This is a genomic window from Diaphorobacter sp. MNS-0, assembly GCF_019602835.1.
GTDB lineage: Bacteria > Pseudomonadota > Gammaproteobacteria > Burkholderiales > Burkholderiaceae_C > Diaphorobacter > Diaphorobacter nitroreducens.
The window spans coordinates 3480331-3497500 of the sequence record NZ_CP080761.1; the positions used below are offsets into that span (position 1 = coordinate 3480331).

Annotated in this window: 13 protein-coding genes and 2 rRNA genes (1 of these 15 cut by a window edge); 3 read left to right on the top strand and 12 right to left on the bottom strand. The window is 63.4% G+C overall.

The window, feature by feature from the left end:
• Positions 1 to 26 precede the first annotated feature (26 nt).
• Together K2L43_RS16500 and K2L43_RS16505 are read right to left on the bottom strand one after the other, a co-directional pair.
• Positions 27 to 707 carry an HAD family phosphatase gene (locus K2L43_RS16500; RefSeq protein WP_015914321.1) on the bottom strand — a complete coding sequence of 227 codons (681 nt, stop codon included), beginning with the start codon at positions 705 to 707 and terminating at the stop codon, positions 27 to 29.
• Complete coding sequence (locus tag K2L43_RS16505; protein WP_255580480.1) at positions 697 to 2736, bottom strand: diguanylate cyclase domain-containing protein; 2040 nt, start codon at positions 2734 to 2736, stop codon at positions 697 to 699. Before K2L43_RS16505 ends, K2L43_RS16500 begins: the two co-directional genes overlap by 11 nt.
• 137 nt (positions 2737 to 2873) lie before the next feature.
• On the opposite strand from K2L43_RS16505, the gene K2L43_RS16510 reads away from it, so the two are divergent.
• Complete coding sequence (locus K2L43_RS16510) at positions 2874 to 4385, top strand: ABC transporter substrate-binding protein (protein ID WP_220638030.1); 1512 nt, start codon at positions 2874 to 2876, stop codon at positions 4383 to 4385.
• An 86-nt stretch (positions 4386 to 4471) separates the two neighbouring features.
• Here the strand turns inward: K2L43_RS16510 and K2L43_RS16515 are convergent, their stop codons facing one another.
• A complete protein-coding gene (locus tag K2L43_RS16515; RefSeq protein WP_103738676.1) occupies positions 4472 to 4870 on the bottom strand; it encodes a YchJ family protein in 399 nt (132 codons plus the stop codon).
• A 55-nt stretch (positions 4871 to 4925) separates the two neighbouring features.
• On the opposite strand from K2L43_RS16515, the gene K2L43_RS16520 reads away from it, so the two are divergent.
• Positions 4926 to 5393 carry a DUF421 domain-containing protein gene (locus tag K2L43_RS16520; protein WP_015914325.1) on the top strand — a complete coding sequence of 156 codons (468 nt, stop codon included), beginning with the start codon at positions 4926 to 4928 and terminating at the stop codon, positions 5391 to 5393.
• 70 nt (positions 5394 to 5463) lie between these two features.
• Here K2L43_RS16520 and K2L43_RS16525 read toward each other — a convergent pair whose 3' ends face one another.
• The 7 genes from K2L43_RS16525 to K2L43_RS16555 form a co-directional block, all read right to left on the bottom strand.
• The gene (locus tag K2L43_RS16525) at positions 5464 to 6594 is read right to left on the bottom strand and encodes an acyl-CoA dehydrogenase family protein (protein WP_011806864.1); all 1131 of its coding nucleotides are present in this window, start codon (positions 6592 to 6594) and stop codon (positions 5464 to 5466) included.
• A gap of 49 nt (positions 6595 to 6643) precedes the next feature.
• On the bottom strand, positions 6644 to 7312 hold the full coding sequence (locus tag K2L43_RS16530) for an SDR family oxidoreductase (protein ID WP_015914327.1): 669 nt from the start codon (positions 7310 to 7312) through the stop codon (positions 6644 to 6646).
• Positions 7313 to 7414: 102 nt separating this feature from the next.
• Entirely contained in the window at positions 7415 to 8605 is a 1191-nt protein-coding gene (locus K2L43_RS16535) for an acetyl-CoA C-acyltransferase (protein WP_220638031.1), read from the bottom strand.
• A complete protein-coding gene (aceK, locus tag K2L43_RS16540; RefSeq protein WP_220638032.1) occupies positions 8602 to 10431 on the bottom strand; it encodes a bifunctional isocitrate dehydrogenase kinase/phosphatase in 1830 nt (609 codons plus the stop codon). The genes K2L43_RS16535 and aceK overlap by 4 nt, the downstream gene beginning before the upstream one ends.
• A gap of 37 nt (positions 10432 to 10468) precedes the next feature.
• Positions 10469 to 11131 carry a carbonate dehydratase gene (gene can / locus K2L43_RS16545; protein WP_015914330.1) on the bottom strand — a complete coding sequence of 221 codons (663 nt, stop codon included), beginning with the start codon at positions 11129 to 11131 and terminating at the stop codon, positions 10469 to 10471.
• A gap of 55 nt (positions 11132 to 11186) precedes the next feature.
• Positions 11187 to 12377 (bottom strand): isovaleryl-CoA dehydrogenase, encoded by a 1191-nt coding sequence (locus K2L43_RS16550; RefSeq protein WP_220638033.1) that lies wholly within the window; start codon positions 12375 to 12377, stop codon positions 11187 to 11189.
• 129 nt (positions 12378 to 12506) lie between these two features.
• Complete coding sequence (locus tag K2L43_RS16555; protein ID WP_011806870.1) at positions 12507 to 12917, bottom strand: MerR family DNA-binding transcriptional regulator; 411 nt, start codon at positions 12915 to 12917, stop codon at positions 12507 to 12509.
• Between the two features lie 138 nt (positions 12918 to 13055).
• Here K2L43_RS16555 and K2L43_RS16560 point away from each other — a divergent pair.
• Positions 13056 to 14152 (top strand): IS3 family transposase gene (locus K2L43_RS16560; RefSeq protein ID WP_255580481.1). Its coding sequence is split into 2 segments (ribosomal slippage): positions 13056 to 13308 and positions 13308 to 14152, totalling 1098 coding nucleotides; the frame shifts between segments, so codons are not numbered across the junction.
• Positions 14153 to 14325: 173 nt separating this feature from the next.
• Here the strand turns inward: K2L43_RS16560 and rrf are convergent.
• Together rrf and K2L43_RS16570 are read right to left on the bottom strand one after the other, a co-directional pair.
• Positions 14326 to 14438, bottom strand: a 5S ribosomal RNA gene (gene rrf, locus K2L43_RS16565).
• 120 nt (positions 14439 to 14558) lie between these two features.
• Positions 14559 to 17170: ribosomal RNA gene (locus tag K2L43_RS16570) — 23S ribosomal RNA — on the bottom strand; it runs 264 nt beyond the window's last position.

The following is a 17170-nucleotide window of genomic DNA, read 5'->3' on the forward strand; positions in this document are numbered from 1 at the left end:
CAGTAAGCGCTAGAGCCCAATTTGGCTTAAACCGCAACCCGCATGGCCTGCAGCAGCGCGGGCAGTTCTGCCATATCGGCCATGACCTGCACGGCGCCCGCGGCGCGCAGCGCCTCGGCAGAGCCATGGCCCACGGGTGACGGGCTGTAGCCCAGCACCGTGGCGCCCGCGGCCACGCCGGCCGTGACGCCCGTCACCGTGTCTTCCACCACCAGGCAGCGCAGGGGCGGCACGCCCACGGCTGCGGCCGCTGCCAGGTACACGTCGGGTGCAGGCTTGGTGGCGGGCATCTCGTGGCCGCTGAAAACGCGGCCCGCGAACAGCGGCGCCAGGCCCACCTGCGCCAGTTGCATCTCCACCTTCTGCCGGTCGGCGCCGGAGGCACAGGCGATGCGCCCCTGCAGCAGCCCGTGCACGGCGCGCACGGCTTGGGGCGCGTTGGGGATGGCTACCAGCTCGGCCTGCAGGCGTGCGTTGCGGCGCGCGTAGAACTCGGCCATCCACGCGTCGGTGAGCGGGCGGCCGGTCTCGGCCTCGATGCGCGCAGCCTCGCTGCGCACGGTCTTGCCGATGAACAGGCGCATGCACTCCTCGGGGGCCAGCAGCCAGCCGGCTTCATTGAGCATCTCGCACAGCACGCCGTTGGTAATGGGCTCGCTGTCCACCAGCACGCCGTCGCAATCGAACAATATCGCTTCAAATGTCATAGGTCAGCATGATCGCAGGCGCGGGCTGCCCGGCCTCGTACAGGGTGGCCGCGCACTGCGCGTCGTAGCTCACCACGCGGTCGCGGCCCAGCTGTTTGGCGCGGTACAGCGCGGCGTCTGCCTGCTGGAACAGGGGCTGGGCCGCGTCCACGCCGGCGCGCGTTTCGGTGCCTGCGGACACGACGTCGGCCGGACGCAGGTGGGCCAGGCCCATGCTTGCGGTGACGGTGAATCCGCCCGGGTTGGCGCGGTGCTCCAGCGACAGGGCGCGCAGCACCTCCTGCAGGCGGTGCGCCACGGCCAGGGCGGCATCGGCGTCCGCGCCCGGCAGCAGCACGGCGAATTCCTCGCCTCCATAGCGCGCCAGCAGGTCACCCGGCCGCCCCAAGGCCGACGCCAGCGCCGACGCTACGCGCTGCAGGCAGAGGTCGCCCGCCACGTGGCCGTAATAGTCGTTGTAGGCCTTGAAATGGTCCACGTCGATCATCAGCAGCGACAGCGACGAACCCTCGCGCAGCGCCTGGCTCCAGGCGCGCGCCACGGCCTCGTCCAGCGCCAGGCGGTTGGCCACCTGGGTGAGCGGGTCCATGCGCACCTGCGACTCCAGCGCGTTGCGGTAACGCGCGAGTTCGTCCTCGGTGTGCTTGCGGTCGGTGATGTCCTGCACGGTGCCGGTCATCAGCAGCGGCTCGCCGTTGCCGGCGGAGTCGCCGTACTCGCCCCACACCTCGATCCAGCGCACCTGGCCGTCGCCGTTGCGTTGGATGCGGTACTGGGTGCGCAGCGGAATGCGCTCGCTCATGGCACGGCCGTGGATCTCCAGGGTCTGCGCGCGCTCGTCGGGGTGCAGCATCCCCACCCACTGGCGCAGCGTCATGCGCCCGTCGGATGGCAGGCCGAAGATGGCGCTGGCCATGCGCGACATGATGAATGCCTCGCTCTGCCCCTCATAGACGAAGTAGCCCACCGAGGCCGCTTTCTGCGCGTTGTCCAGCCAGCGCAGGTTGCGCTCCAGCTCCGCCTTCAACGCCCGTTCGCGCCGCCAGGCCCGCCCCTGCCACAGCACCACGACGCACCCCAGCGACAGCAGCCCCAGGCTGACGAACAGGCTCAGGGCCAGCCATTCGCGCCGCTGGGCAGCGGTGAAGGCGTCGGCCACGTCCACCTTGGACACCAGCAGCCAGGGCGAGTCCGGCACCGCGCTGGCCACCGCCAGCACCGGCTGGTTGCGATAGTCGCTGCCGTAGAAGGCGCCCCGCACGCCCGCGACGGCCAGCACCATGGGATCACGGCTGCCCGGCTCCGCCGGAAGGCGCAGCGCCAGTGGTTCATCGCTGCGATGGCGCAAGGGGCTGAGGAACAAGGCCGTGTCGTCCTGCCGCTCCACCAGCACCGATTCGGCGGTGCGGCTGCTGGTGGGCCAGGTCTCCAGCAATGGGTAGAGCGTGGTGCGCGCGTCCATCACCAGCCAGATGGCCCCCAGCGACGCGGTTCCGTCGTACAGCGGCGCCAGCAATCCGAAGAACGGAAAGGCGAAGGCCGGGTCGCGGCGCAGCTCGACAACGCCGGGCTCGGCCCGCGCCAGCGCGCCCTCCAGCGCGCGCATCTCGGGTGGCTGCAGCGTGCCCGTGGCCGGCCCGCCGGCATCCAGGATCAGCCGGCCCTGCGGATCGACGAAATAGGCAGCGGTATAGCGCACATGCTCGACCAGGATGCGCAACCGCTCACGCACCGCCTGTTCGGCGTCAGGCGCCGCCGTTGCGCGCCAGCGGGCCACCGCCTGTGCCAGAAGGCGGTCGTCGGTGAGTGCCGCCGCCTCCTGCAAGCGCCGGCGCCGCCAGTCCGTCACCCCCCGCACCTGCATGTGGTTCACGGCCTGCAGGCCGCCTTCGATCTGATGGCGGTAGCGTTGCTCACGCGCCTGGTAGATGGCATGCACCCCCCAGCCAATCGCCGCAAACAGCAGGGCGACAAGCAACCCGAGCGCCCACCACGCGCGGGCGGGCGCCGGTAGGCGGAGCGAGGCCACAGGCGAAGTCATGGGTGATAACGGCGCGGGTTGAACCCGCAGGGGACGATAGGAATAGCCAATGTGCCCCTACTATGTCACAGTCTGTAGCATTCGAGCACCGGGGCCACAGGCCCCCATCCCTGATGGTGTAGCCCATGCCTGCGCAGCCTCCCACTTCCCTCACCCGTCGTGCCTGCCTGGCCCAGGCCCTCGCGCTGTGCGCCGCGCCGGCCGCCGCGCAGGTCTCACCGCGTGCCGCGGAACGCTCCGTGGTGATCAACCTCTCCCTGGAGCCCGACAGCCTGGACCCCACCATGGCCGCTGCCGCCGCCGTGGGCGAGGTGACGCACTACAACGTGCTGGAGGGGCTGACGCAGATCACGGAAAACGGCGCGGTACAGCCACTGCTGGCCGAGTCCTGGAACACCGACCCGAACGGCCTCGCGTGCACCTTCCGGCTGCGCCAGGGGGTGCGCTTTCACGACGGCAGCGCACTCAACGCGGCGGCCGTGCGTTTCAGCTTCGAGCGTGCCGTCGCGCCCGGCTCCACCAACAAGTCCCGCAAGGCGCTCTTCGACAACATCGCCACGGTGGTCACGCCCGATGCGCACACCGTCACGCTCACGCTGCACCACCCCGATCCGCACCTGCTCTTCCGCCTGGGCGAAGGGCCAGCCGTGATCCTGCACCCGGACACGGCCGCACAGGCGGCCAGCGCCCCGGTGGGCACGGGCCCCTACCGCGTACAGCGCTGGGAGCGCGGCCAGCGCATCACGCTGGTCAAGGCCGAGTCCCACCGCCACGCGGCCCAGGTGCGCATGGAACGCGCCGTGTACCGCTTTCTGCACGACCTGGAGGCGCAGGACAACGCCCTGCGCGCGGGCGAGATCGACGTGCTGTTCAACTTCGCCACGCAGACGGTGCGGCGCTTTCAGGACAACAGCCATTACCAGGTGTTGATCGGGGCCTCCGGCGGCAAGGGGATGCTGGCGTTGAACCACCGCAGCAAACCCCTGGACGACGTGCGCGTGCGCCGCGCCATCACCCACGCCATCGACCGCGAGGGCTTTATCCGCACTGCGCTGGATGGGCGCGGCGTGGTGATCGGCAGCCACTTCAGTCCCACCGACGCGGGTTACGTGCACCTGGCCAGCCTGCACCCCTACGACCCCGCCCGCGCACGCACCCTGCTGAAACAGGCCGGGGTGCAGACGCCGCTGCGGCTGGAACTGGCCCTGCCGCCCGCACCGTACGCACACGTGGGCGGGCCATTGATCGCCCGCGACCTGGCCCAGGTGGGCATAGAGGCCAACATCCAGCAGCTGAGCTGGCAGCAGTGGCTGCAGGGCCCGTTCAAGGGCCAGTTCGACATGACTCTCATCAATCATGTGGAGCCGCTGGACTACCGCATCTACACCGATCCGGGCTACTACTTCGGCTACGACAGCCCGGCCTTTCGCGCCCTGGTGGAGCGCCACGCCAGCGCCACCAACGCGCGCGAGCGCCAGATGCTGTTCTCCCAGATGCAGCGGCACTTGGCGCAGGATGCCGTCAACGCCTGGATCTTTGCCCCGCAGATCGGCACCGTGGTACGCAAGGGCCTGCGCGGCACCTGGATGAATTACCCCATCTTTGCGCACCAGATCGCCGCCATGTGGTGGGAATGACGGCTGAATTACTACAAATTCAATAGCCTCTCGCGCTCACCAGCAAAGGCCTCTGGCGCGACAACACCAGGACCGCAGCCCTGGCGTCACTTCAGGTCGCCATCCACGTAATACCAGCGCCCCTGCTCGTACACGAAGCGGCTGCGTTCATGCAGGCGCACGGCACGCCCGCCCACGCGGTAGCGGGCGACGAACTCGACCTCGGCGCTGTGCTCGCCGGTCTGCGCCCCGGCGCGCACCTCCAGGCCCAGCCACTTGGCACCGGGTTCGAAGTCGAGTTGCGCCGGGCGGGTGCTGGCGTGCCAGGTGGCCAGCAAATAGGCGGCGTTCTCGCGCACGAAGGCGCTGTAGCGCGAGCGCATGAGCGCCTCGGCGCTGGGCGCGGGCTCGGCGTCGAAATGCTCCACGTAGCGGCCGCAGCAGTCGGCATAGGCCAGCGGCCGGCGCCGGTGGGTGGCGCCGCAGGGGCAGATCGGCAAGGTCATGCGGCGATTATTGAACGTAGACTGCCCCCCTCACGTTGCAGATGGGGAGCCTTGCATGTGGTCTATGGGTGTTCCGTGGTGGGAATTCGTGCTGCGCGGCGTGGTGGTGTATGTCTTTTTGCTGGTGTTTCTGCGCCTGACGGGCAAGCGCCAGACGGGGCAGTACGCACCGTTCGATCTGGTGTTGCTCCTGATCCTCTCGAACGCGGTGCAGAACTCGATGAACGCGGGTGACAACTCGCTCATCGGCGGGCTGATCTCGGCCTCCACATTGATCCTGTGCCATGTGGCGCTGGCGCAGCTCACGTTCCGCATGCGGTGGCTGGAACGCCTGATCGACGGCCACGCTCAGGTGGTCGTGCAGGACGGACAGGTGGACGAGGCGCTGTTGCGGCGCGAGCTGATCTCTCCCAGCGACCTCGCTGCCGCGCTGCGCATGGGCGGCTGCCTGCACACCCACGAGGTGGAGCGCGCCACGCTGGAGACCAACGGCACCATCACCGTGGTGCTCAAGAAGCGCTGACGCTTTTACATCAAAATGGCCTGTCGCGCCCGTCTGGCGGGCGCGAGAAGCTATTCAATCAATAGCACCATCACGCCAGCGCACGCTGGATGATGATCTTCTGCACGTCGCTCGTGCCTTCGTAGATCTGGCACACGCGCACGTCGCGGTAGATGCGTTCCACCGGGAAGTCATTCACCACGCCATAGCCGCCCAGCGTCTGGATGGCGGCACTGCACACGCGCTCGGCCATCTCGCTGGCAAACAGCTTGGCCATGGCAGCTTCCTTCAGGCAGGGGCGTCCCGCATCGCGCAGCGCGGCGGCGTGCCAGATGAGCTGGCGCGCGGCCTCGATCTGCGTGGCGCAGTCGGCCAGGCGAAATCCCACGGCCTGGTGGTTGAAGATGGGCTGGCCGAAGCTTTCGCGCTCTTTCGAGTACGCCAGCGCCGCATCAAACGCGCTGCGTGCCATGCCCACGCTTTGCGCGGCGATACCGATGCGGCCACCTTCGAGCGCGCCCAGCGCGATCTTGTAGCCCTCGCCCTCCGCTCCAATGAGGTTCTCGGCCGGGATGCGGCAGTGGTCGAAGTTGATCTGCGCCGTGTCGCTGCTGTGCTGGCCCAGCTTGTCCTCCAGGCGCGCGACCACGTAGCCGGGCGTATTCGTGGGCACCAGGAACGCGCTCATGCCTTTCTTGCCCGCGCCCTTGTCGGTCACGGCAATCACGATGGCCACATGCCCGTTCTTGCCACTGGTGATGAACTGCTTGACGCCGTTGATGACGTACTCGTTGCCTTCTTTGACGGCCGTCGTGCGCAAGGCCGAAGCGTCGGAGCCCACATGCGGCTCGGTCAGGCAGAACGCGCCCAGCATCTCGCCGCGCGCCAGGGGCGTGAGCCAGTCGCGCTGCTGCTGCGCGTTGCCGTAGCGCATGAGGATGGCGTTGACCGGGCAGTTGGTCACGCTGATCGCGGTGCTCGTGCCACCGTCGCCGGCGGCGATTTCCTCCAGCACCAGGGCCAGCGTCAGGTAGTCCAGGCCCGCACCGCCCAGCTCCTCGGGCACGCAGATGCCGTAAGCGCCCAGTGCGGCCAGGCCCTGGTGCGCCTCGCGTGGAAAGTGGTGTTCCTTGTCCCAGCGCGCGGCATTCGGCCACAGCTCCTGCTGGGCGAAGTCGCGCACGGCGTCGCGGATCATTTCCTGGTCTTGGGTCAGCAGCATCGTGTCTCCGTAGGGTTCAGTGGTTCTTGAAGTGGCGCGTTACGCGGGCTTACCAGTGCGTGGCGCGCCGGCCGTCGTGGTGCAGCAGGCGTGCGCGGTCCGCGGGTGTGACCTGCGCCAGCACCGCGCGCATGCCGCGCACGCTGTCGGCCACGGTGAGCGGAGCGGCCTCGCCGCCCATGTCGGTCTGCACCCAGCCGGGGTCGATGGTGACGAGCGTCGCGGCCGGGTAATCGTGCTGCGCCGCTGCCACGGCCATGTTCAGCGCCGCCTTGCTGGTGCGGTACAGCCAGGCGTTGCTGTCCGGCACGCCGCCGATCAGCGACATGGACGAGGACACGAAGGCAAACACGCCGCCCGCGGCCTCCACCAGCGGCGCCACCTGCGGAATGACCTGCATGGCGCCCAGCACGTTGGTGTGCATGACGGCGTCGAAGTCCTCGCGCGTGGGCGGGGTGCGCGCACCGGGGCGGCGCATCACGCCTGCGACATACAACGCCAGGTCGGGCTTTTCGCCGTCCAGCATCCAGGCCAGTCCGCTTACGCTGGCGGGCTGGGCCACGTCCACGGTGAGGGCCTGCGCGCCCAGCGCCTGCACGCGCGCGCGGCCGGCTTCGTCACGCACCGTGGCCAGCACGCGCCAGCCGTCGGCCGCGTACTGGCGCACCAGCTCCAGACCGATGCCGCGCGACGCTCCAATCACCAGGACTGTGGACATAAGTGATAAGCCAAATAGGCCGCAAGCGCTTATTCAGCAAGCGCTAGCAGCTATAAAAAAAAGAGCGCCACTGCGTGTGCAGGGGCGCCCATGGCTGGCGGGTCAGACCAGTTCGATGGCCATGGCCGTGCCTTCGCCGCCGCCGATGCACAGCGTGGCCAGGCCCTTCTTCTTGCCATGGCGCTGCAGCGCGTGGATCAATGTCACGATGATGCGCGCGCCGCTGGCGCCGATGGGGTGGCCCAGAGCGCAAGCGCCGCCATGCACGTTGACCTTGTCGTGCGGTACGTTCAGCTCGGCCATCAGCGCCATGGGCACGACGGCGAAGGCCTCGTTCACCTCCCACAGGTCCACGTCCTCGACCTTCCAGCCGGCCTTCTTCAGGGCCTTCTGGGTTGCACCCACGGGGGCGGTGGTGAACCACTCGGGAGCCTGGGAATGGGTGGCGTGCGCCACGATCTTGGCCAGGGGCTTGCAGCCCAGTTGCTGGGCGGTGGACTGGCGCATCAGCACCAGGGCGGCGGCGCCGTCGTTGATGCTGGAGCTGGAGGCGGCGGTGATGGTGCCGTCCTTCTTGAACGCGGGCTTGAGGCCGGCGATCTTGTCCAGCTTGGCCTTGGCCGGGCCTTCGTCGATGCTCACCGTCACATCGCCCTTGCGGGTCTTGACCGTGACGGGTGTGATCTCGGTGGCGAAGGCGCCGCTTTGCGTCGCCTGCTGCGCGCGCTTGACGCTTTCGATGGCAAAGGCGTCCTGCTGCTCGCGCGTGAAGCTGTACTTGGCGGCGCAGTCCTCACCAAAGGTGCCCATGGAGCGGCCAGCCTCGTAGGCGTCTTCCAGGCCGTCGAGCATCATGTGGTCGTACACCTTGTCATGGCCCATGCGGTAGCCGCCGCGCCCCTTCTTGAGCAGGTAGGGGGCGTTGGTCATGCTCTCCATGCCGCCGGAGACCATCACGTCGCGGCTGCCGGCGATCAGCTGGTCGTGGGCCAGGATGGTGGCCTCCATGCCCGCGCCGCACATCTTGGACAACGTCACCGCGCCGGTGCTCTGCGGCAACCCACCCTTGAAGCCCGCCTGGCGCGCAGGCGCCTGGCCCTGGCCGGCCATCAGGCAGTTGCCGAACAGTACCTCGTCCACCTTCTCGGGGGCAATGCCGGCACGCTCGACGGCGGCCTTGATAGCAGCGCCGCCCAGGTCATGCGCCGCGAGGTCGGCAAAGTCGCTCATGAAAGCGCCCATGGGCGTGCGCGCGGCGCTGACGATGACGACGGGGTCGTGGTGTTGGCTCATGTGGAATCTCCTTGGGTTTGAAATGAAGAAGGGCTTGCGCAGCGAAAGCGCCGCGCGCTGTCATAGGGAAACACGTCGTACACGTGGCCGGCCTGGATGCGTTCCTTGTGCGACTGCCAGAACTCCACGTCCAGCAGGTCGGCGTGGTGGCGCATGAACGCCTCGCGCACGGCGTCGTTACCCAGCAGGAACGGGCCGAAGGTCTCGGGGAACACATCGTGCGGCCCCACGGGCCACCAGACCTCGCCAGACACTTCGTCCTCCTCACAACGCGGCGGCGGCACGCGGCGGAAGTTGCAGTCGGTGAGGTATTCAATCTCGTCGTAGTCGTAGAACACGACCTTGCCATTGCGGGTGATGCCGAAGTTCTTCCAGAGCATGTCCCCGGGGAAGATGTTGGCCGCGACCATGTCCTTGATGGCGTTGCCGTATTCGGTGACGGCATGCTCCAGCGCGCTGCGTGCCTCGGGCTTGTCCAGCCCGGTATCGAAACATTCCTGCAGGTGGATGTTCAGCGGGATCATGCGCCGCTCGATGTACAGGTGCGCAATGATGACCTCCTGGCGGCCATCGCCGTCGCGGTCGCTGATCTCCATCTGGCTCGGCGCATGCCTGCGGATCTCCTCGATGAGTTCGTCCGAGAAACGCTCGCGCGGGAAGGCAACCAGGCTGTACTCCAGCGTGTCGGCCATCCGTCCCACGCGGTCGTGCTGCTTGACCAGCAGGTACTTGCCCTGCACCTGTTCACGCGTGGTGTCCTTCGGTGCGGGGAACTGGTCCTTGATGAGCTTGAAGACGTAGGGAAAGCTCGGCAGGTCGAACACCAGCATCACCATGCCCTTGATGCCGGGAGCGATGCGGAATTTGTCGGTGGAATAACGCAGGTGGTGCAGGAAATCGCGGTAGAACAACGTTTTGCCCTGCTTGGCCAAGCCCAGTGCGGTGTAGAGCTCGGCACGGGGCTTGCGCGGCATGAGGCTGCGCAAGAACTGCACGTAGGCACTGGGGATCTCCATGTCCACCATGAAGTAGGCCCGCGCAAAGGAGAACAGCATCTGCAGGTCGTTCTCGCCGAACAGCACGGCGTCGATCAGCAGGCGACCATCCTCACCATGCAGGATGGGCAACGCAAACGGCAGTTCGTTATAGCCGTTGATGACCTTGCCGACCAGGTACGCACCCTTGTTGCGAAAGAACAGGCTGGACAGCACCTGGACCTGAAAGTTGGTGCGCAGCTTGACCGCGCCCAGGCGCTGCTGCAGGGCCTGCACCACGTAGCCCGCATCGCGCGGCAGGTCCTCGAAGTCCCGCTGCAGCGCACAGTGCTCGACGATGCGCACGACGGTCTCGTGCAGGTTGTCGCGCGACGGGTAGTAGGCGCGATAGGTGGGCCGCGCCCCGGGGTCGTCGCTTTCGATGTACTCCGTGCTCACCGCGGGTCGCACGAAGATGAAGTCGTTATGGAAGTGCGTGCGGTGCAGGATCTTGGTGGTGACCGAATTGAAGAAGGTCTCGGCCAGCTCGGGCTGCAGGTGGTTCACCATGAGCCCGATGTAGTGCAGCTTGATCTGGTGCCACACCTCCATGGACTGTTCACCCGCGTGGAACTCCTTGTCGAGGCGGCGCACGCACTCCTTGACGCGCAGATCGTAGAACTCGATGCGCTCGCGCTGGGCGCGTTGCTGGCCATGCCAGTCGGCGGTCTCGAAGCGGTGCTTGGCGCGCGCAGACTCGGCGCGAAACAGGCGGTAGTGGCGGTTGAAGCCATCCATCATCGCCTTGGCGATGTCGTAGGCCTGCGGGGCATCAAGTCGCTCGGGAAACATGACTGTGCCTGCAGAACCGCGCGCAGTGCGGTGCGCCCTATTGGCGCACGCGGCTGGCCACCAGGGCCACCGCCTGGCGGTGCGCCTCGCCGAGCCCCGCCACGTCAGGTACGGACATCTGCAGATTGGTGATCAAGCCGTTGTTCAGGCTGTAGCACCATCCGTGCAACTGCACCTTCTGGCCACGCGCCCAGGCATCCTGCATCACCGTGGAGTGGGCGATGTTCATCACCTGCTCGATCGCGTTGAGTTCGCACAGCGCGTCGTGGCGCCACTGCACGTCCATGCCTTCAAGCAGGGCGGCGTGCTTGTCGCGCACGTCCTTCACATGGCGGATCCAGTTGTCCGCCAAACCAATGCGTGCGTCCTGCAGCGCCGCCAATACGCCACCGCAGCCGTAGTGGCCCACGACCATCAGGTGCTCGACCTTGAGCTGATCGACCGCGTACTGGATGGTCGACAGGCAGTTGAGGTCAGTGGGCACGACCACGTTGGCGATGTTGCGGTGGACGAACACCTCGCCCGGCTCCAGCCCCGTGATCTGGTTGGCCGGTACGCGGCTGTCGGAGCAACCGATCCACATGTAGCGCGGTTTCTGCTGCGCCAGCAAGCCGGTGAAGAAACCTGGCCGGTCACGCTCCATCCGTTCCGCCCACTCGCGGTTGTGGGCAAACAGCTCGTCGATGGAGGCGGTGGTCATAAAGGCAATCCTTTTCTTCTTGCTGTGAATGAATGAGCGGCGTCGGCGCAGGCCATCAGCAGGTTTCGGCAAACAGCTCCCGGCCGATCAGCATGCGGCGGATCTCGCTGGTACCGGCGCCGATTTCGTAGAGTTTCGCATCCCGCCACAGGCGACCGAGCGGATATTCGTTGATATAGCCGTTGCCACCGTAGATCTGCACACCTTCGCCGGCCATCCAAGTGGCTTTCTCGGCGCACCAGAGGATGACGCTGGCGCAATCCTTGCGCACCCGGCGCACGTGGTCGGAACCCAGCATGTCCAGGTTCTTGGCCACCGTGTAGGCGAACGAGCGGCCCGCCTGCAGCACGGTGTACATGTCGGCCACCTTGCCCTGGATGAGCTGGAACTCGCCAATGCTCTGGCCGAACTGCTTGCGGTCGTGGATGTAGGGCACCACGTTGTCCATCACGCTCTGCATGATGCCCAGCGGCCCACCCGTCAGTACGGCGCGCTCGTAGTCCAGGCCGCTCATCAGCACCTTGGCACCGTTGTTCACGCCGCCCAGCACGTTCTCAGCCGGTACCTCGACGTTCTGGAACACCAGTTCCCCCGTATGACTGCCGCGCATGCCGAGTTTGTCGAGCTTCTGCGCAATGCTGAAGCCTTGCATGCCTTTTTCGATAAGGAAGGCAGTCACGCCGCGCGCACCCAGTTCAGGCTCGGTCTTGGCGTACACCACCAGCGTGTCGGCATCCGGACCATTGGTGATCCACATCTTGGAACCGTTGAGGAGGTAGTAGCCGCCCTTGTCCTCCGCACGCAGCTTCATGCTGATCACGTCGGAGCCGGCACCGGGCTCGCTCATGGCGAGGGCGCCAACGTGCTCCCCGCTGATCAGCTTGGGCAGGTATTTCTTACGCTGTGCTTCGTTGCCATTGCGGTTGATCTGGTTCACGCACAGGTTGCTGTGCGCGCCATAGCTCAAACCCACCGATGCGCTGGCGCGAGAAATCTCCTCCATGGCCACCATGTGCGCGAGGTAGCCCATGTCGGCACCACCGTATTGCTCCGGCACGGTGATACCCAACACGCCCAGATCACCGAACTTGCGCCACAGGTCCATGGGAAACTGGTCGTTGCGGTCGATCTCGGCAGCGCGAGGCGCAATCTCGGCTTGCGCGAATTCGCGCACCGCGTCGCGCAGGGCGTCAATGTCTTCGCCCAACTGAAAGTTCAGGCCTGGCAACTGGGTGGCGGTGCTCATGGGTGTCTCCTCGGAAGATGATCTCTCACGGGTCGTTGGCTCGATATGTCCCCACTGCGATACGCCCAAGACGACGACGCTACAGGCCGGACAAAGCCAGGACGCGCAAATATTACGTTTACGTAAACGTCAATTATCCACGACTTTAGGCGTTGGGGCCTCAATTTTTTGAAGCAGTTCCTGAGCCTCGCGCTCATGCTCCCGCACCTCGTCCAGATTGGCTTGCAGATCCGTCATCTGGGACTCCAACTGCCTGCGATGAACCGCAAGAACCTCTAGGAACTTGCGCAGTTGCACCCCCGTGTCACGAGGGCTGTCGTAGAGGTCGATGATTTCTTTGGCTTCGGTGAGCGATAGACCCAGGCGCTTTGCCCGCAGTGTCAATTTGAGCCGTGTGCGATCGCGTGCGCTGTAAATCCGATTCCGCCCCCCTGGACCTGCCCGTTCCGGACGCAGCAAGCCCATGTCCTCGTAGAACCGCATGGCGCGAGTGGTGAGATCGAATTCTTTGGCAAGGTCACTGATGGTGTAGGTAGCCATGCATTGCAGACCGGGAGATCTGCTCCAAATGTAGCGTATTAGTTGACGTGAACGTCAATGCTACAGCAGATACATTGAAGTCCCCTCGAAAACCTGAACCACCCGGAAGTAGAGAATTCCCCCAGACGGAGTCTCTACATGAAGAAATCCAGATTCAGCGAAGCCCAGATAGTCGGCATTCTCAAGGAGGTCGAGATGGGCGCCAAGGTTGCCGAGACATGCAGGAAGCATGGCGTGAGCGAGCCGACCTACTACAAGTGGAAGAGCCAGTTCTCAGGCATGACAGTCTCGCACCTGGCCCAACTGCGCCAGTTGCAGGACGAGAACGCCAAGCTCAAACGCATGTACGCCGACCTGGCACTGATGCACCACGCGCTCAAGGACGTTGTTGACCGAAAGCTCTGACCCCGGAGCGTCGCGAGATGGTTGTCCAAGGTCTTATGGTCGAGCACGGCATGAGCCAGCGCCGCGCCTGCCAGGCCAGCGGCATTGCCCGCTCCACGCTGCGCTACCGACCCATTGCACGCGACGACTCCGGGGTCATCACCTTCATCCGGGCCTACATGGCGCTCAACCCGCGCCACGGCTTCGGGTTGCTGTACGACAGTGCCCGCCACCAGGGCAAGCCATGGGGTAAGACGGTGCTCTGGCGCGTGTACTGCGAGCTGCGGCTGAACCTGCCACGTCGTGGCAAGAAACGGCTGCCAGCGCGCATCAAGCAGCCCCTGCACGCGGCAGCTCAGCCCAACCAGGGCTGGAGCTGCGACTTCATGGCCGATGCCTTGTGGTCTGGCCGGCGCTTCAGGACCTTCAACGTCATCGACGAGTTCAACCGCGAGGGCCTGCGCATAGAGGTCGACACCAGCCTGCCGGCTACTCGCGTCATCCGGGCCCTAAACGAACTGGTGGAGGTGCGTGGTGCGCCACTGTCGATTCGCCTGGACAACGGCCCCGAGTTCATCGCCCATACCCTGTCCGAATGGGCGAAGTCCAAGGGCATTGCCCTTAACCATATCCAGCCTGGCAAGCCCACGCAGAACGCCTATGTCGAACGATTCAACAAGACCTACCGTACCGAGGTGCTCGATTGCTACGTCTTTGACAACCTGCAGGAGGTGCGTGACATGACGGCCGACTGGCTGCACCGATACAACCACCATCGCCCCCATGAAGCCCTCGGCCGCATCCCACCGGTTGAGTACCGTGTCAAACTGTTCCCCAACCTCTACTTCTGATTGGCTCAGAAATTCGAGGGGACTTCAACATCCCCGTCAACACATCAAGCAGATGTAGATCTACGGCAACTGGGAGTTGTTGAATGCTGTGCGCCAGCCGATGTTGACCGCTCAAGCCCAAAAGCAAAACGCCCTCCCACTGTTTTAGTGGGAGGGCGGTTTGGGCTGTAAGAGCCTGACGATGACCTACTTTCACACGGGAACCCGCACTATCATCGGCGCGAAGTCGTTTCACTGTCCTGTTCGGGATGGGAAGGAGTGGGACCAACTTGCTATGGTCATCAGGCATAAAGGGTTGCTGAGCAGTGAGGACTGCACAGCGAATTCATAGAGTCTGTGAATCAGCGTGGATTTGATTGCGTACTTGGCATAACAGTCTTGAACTGCGATTGGCAGTCAAAGTTATAGGGTCAAGCCGCACGGGCAATTAGTACTGGTTAGCTTAATGCATTGCTGCACTTCCACACCCAGCCTATCAACGTCGTGGTCTACAACGACCCTTCAGGGGGCTCAAGGCCCCGGCAGATCTCATCTTGAAACGAGTTTCCCGCTTAGATGCTTTCAGCGGTTATCTCTTCCACACTTAGCTACTCGGCAATGCCACTGGCGTGACAACCGATACACCAGAGGTGTGTCCACTCCGGTCCTCTCGTACTAGGAGCAGGCTTCCTCAAATCTGCAGCGCCCACGGAAGATAGGGACCAAACTGTCTCACGACGTTTTAAACCCAGCTCACGTACCTCTTTAAATGGCGAACAGCCATACCCTTGGGACCGACTACAGCCCCAGGATGAGATGAGCCGACATCGAGGTGCCAAACACCGCCGTCGATATGAACTCTTGGGCGGTATCAGCCTGTTATCCCCAGAGTACCTTTTATCCGTTGAGCGATGGCCCTTCCATACAGAACCACCGGATCACTATGTCCTGCTTTCGCATCTGCTCGACTTGTCAGTCTCGCAGTTAAGCACGCTTATGCCATTGCACTATCGTCACGATGTCCGACCGTAACTAGCGTACCTTCGAACTCCTCCGTTACGCTTTGGGAGGAGACCGCCCCAGTCAAACTGCCTACCATGCACTGTCCCCGATCCAGCTAATGGACCTAGGTTAGAACCTCAAACGCACCAGGGTGGTATTTCAACGTTGGCTCCATGAGATCTAGCGACCTCACTTCAAAGCCTCCCACCTATCCTACACAGATCCGTTCAAAGTCCAATACAAAGCTACAGTAAAGGTTCATGGGGTCTTTCCGTCTTTCCGCGGGGAGATTGCATCATCACAAACATTTCAACTTCGCTGAGTCTCAGGAGGAGACAGTGTGGCCATCGTTACGCCATTCGTGCAGGTCGGAACTTACCCGACAAGGAATTTCGCTACCTTAGGACCGTTATAGTTACGGCCGCCGTTTACTGGGACTTCAATCAAGAGCTTGCACCCCATCATTTAATCTTCCAGCACCGGGCAGGCGTCACACCCTATACGTCCACTTTCGTGTTTGCAGAGTGCTGTGTTTTTATTAAACAGTCGCAGCCACCGATTTTTTGCAACCGCTTTGGGCTCCCTTTGTACAAGTTCACCTACTTGCGGCATACCTTCTCCCGAAGTTACGGTATCAATTTGCCGAGTTCCTTCTCCTGAGTTCTCTCAAGCGCCTTAGAATACTCATCTCGCGCACCAGTGTCGGTTTGCGGTACGGTCGTCAATAGCTGAAGCTTAGTGGCTTTTCCTGGAAGCAGGGTATCACTCACTTCGTCTGCAAGCAGACTCGTTATCACCCCTCATCTAAGCCCGGCGGATTTGCCTACCAGGCACGACTACAGGCTTGAACCAACATATCCAACAGTTGGCTGAGCTAACCTTCTCCGTCCCCACATCGCACTATTGATCGGTACAGGAATATTGACCTGTTTCCCATCAGCTACGCATCTCTGCCTCGCCTTAGGGGCCGACTCACCCTACGCCGATGAACGTTGCGTAGGAAACCTTGCGCTTACGGCGAGCGGGCTTTTCACCCGCTTTAACGCTACTCATGTCAGCATTCGCACTTCTGATACCTCCAGCATCCGTTACCAGACACCTTCACAGGCTTACAGAACGCTCTCCTACCACGTGCAATAAATTGCACATCCGCAGCTTCGGTAACTGGCTTAGCCCCGTTACATCTTCCGCGCAGGACGACTCGATCAGTGAGCTATTACGCTTTCTTTAAATGATGGCTGCTTCTAAGCCAACATCCTGACTGTTTTAGCCTTCCCACTTCGTTTCCCACTTAGCCAATTTTAGGGACCTTAGCTGGCGGTCTGGGTTGTTTCCCTCTTGAGTCCGGACGTTAGCACCCGGTGCTCTGTCTCCCAAGCTGTACTCTGCAGTATTCGGAGTTTGCCTTGGTTTGGTAAGTCGCCATGACCCCCTAGCCAAAACAGTGCTCTACCCCCGCAGGTAATACTTGAGGCACTACCTAAATAGTTTTCGGAGAGAACCAGCTATTTCCAAGTTTGTTTAGCCTTTCACCCCTATCCACAGCTCATCCGCTAGTTTTGCAACACTAGTCGGTTCGGACCTCCAGTACCTGTTACGGCACCTTCATCCTGGCCATGGATAGATCACTTGGTTTCGGGTCTACACCCAGCGACTGAACGCCCTGTTCGGACTCGATTTCTCTACGCCTCCCCTATTCGGTTAAGCTCGCCACTGAATGTAAGTCGCTGACCCATTATACAAAAGGTACGCCGTCACCCCTAAGGGCTCCGACTTTTTGTAAGCATGCGGTTTCAGGATCTATTTCACTCCCCTCCCGGGGTTCTTTTCGCCTTTCCCTCACGGTACTGGTTCACTATCGGTCGATGATGAGTATTTAGCCTTGGAGGATGGTCCCCCCATGTTCAGACAGGGTTTCTCGTGCCCCGCCCTACTTTTCTCTAGCTTAGTACCACACGTCTGTTTTCGCATACGGGGCTATCACCCACTATGGCCGGCCTTTCCATGCCGCTTTGCTAACAGTCGTGCTATCACTAG

What these genes read in the sequence shown, in the direction of transcription:
- K2L43_RS16520 (WP_015914325.1), top strand. Translation starts at nt 4,926, where the DNA reads ATGTGGTCTATGGGTGTTCCGTGGTGGGAATTCGTGCTGCGCGGCGTG.
- K2L43_RS16535 (WP_220638031.1), bottom strand. Translation starts at nt 8,605, where the DNA reads ATGAGCCAACACCACGACCCCGTCGTCATCGTCAGCGCCGCGCGCACG.
- K2L43_RS16530 (WP_015914327.1), bottom strand. Translation starts at nt 7,312, where the DNA reads ATGTCCACAGTCCTGGTGATTGGAGCGTCGCGCGGCATCGGTCTGGAG.
- aceK (WP_220638032.1), bottom strand. Translation starts at nt 10,431, where the DNA reads ATGTTTCCCGAGCGACTTGATGCCCCGCAGGCCTACGACATCGCCAAG.
- K2L43_RS16550 (WP_220638033.1), bottom strand. Translation starts at nt 12,377, where the DNA reads ATGAGCACCGCCACCCAGTTGCCAGGCCTGAACTTTCAGTTGGGCGAA.
- K2L43_RS16500 (WP_015914321.1), bottom strand. Translation starts at nt 707, where the DNA reads ATGACATTTGAAGCGATATTGTTCGATTGCGACGGCGTGCTGGTGGAC.
- K2L43_RS16555 (WP_011806870.1), bottom strand. Translation starts at nt 12,917, where the DNA reads ATGGCTACCTACACCATCAGTGACCTTGCCAAAGAATTCGATCTCACC.
- K2L43_RS16515 (WP_103738676.1), bottom strand. Translation starts at nt 4,870, where the DNA reads ATGACCTTGCCGATCTGCCCCTGCGGCGCCACCCACCGGCGCCGGCCG.
- can (WP_015914330.1), bottom strand. Translation starts at nt 11,131, where the DNA reads ATGACCACCGCCTCCATCGACGAGCTGTTTGCCCACAACCGCGAGTGG.
- K2L43_RS16525 (WP_011806864.1), bottom strand. Translation starts at nt 6,594, where the DNA reads ATGCTGCTGACCCAAGACCAGGAAATGATCCGCGACGCCGTGCGCGAC.
- K2L43_RS16510 (WP_220638030.1), top strand. Translation starts at nt 2,874, where the DNA reads ATGCCTGCGCAGCCTCCCACTTCCCTCACCCGTCGTGCCTGCCTGGCC.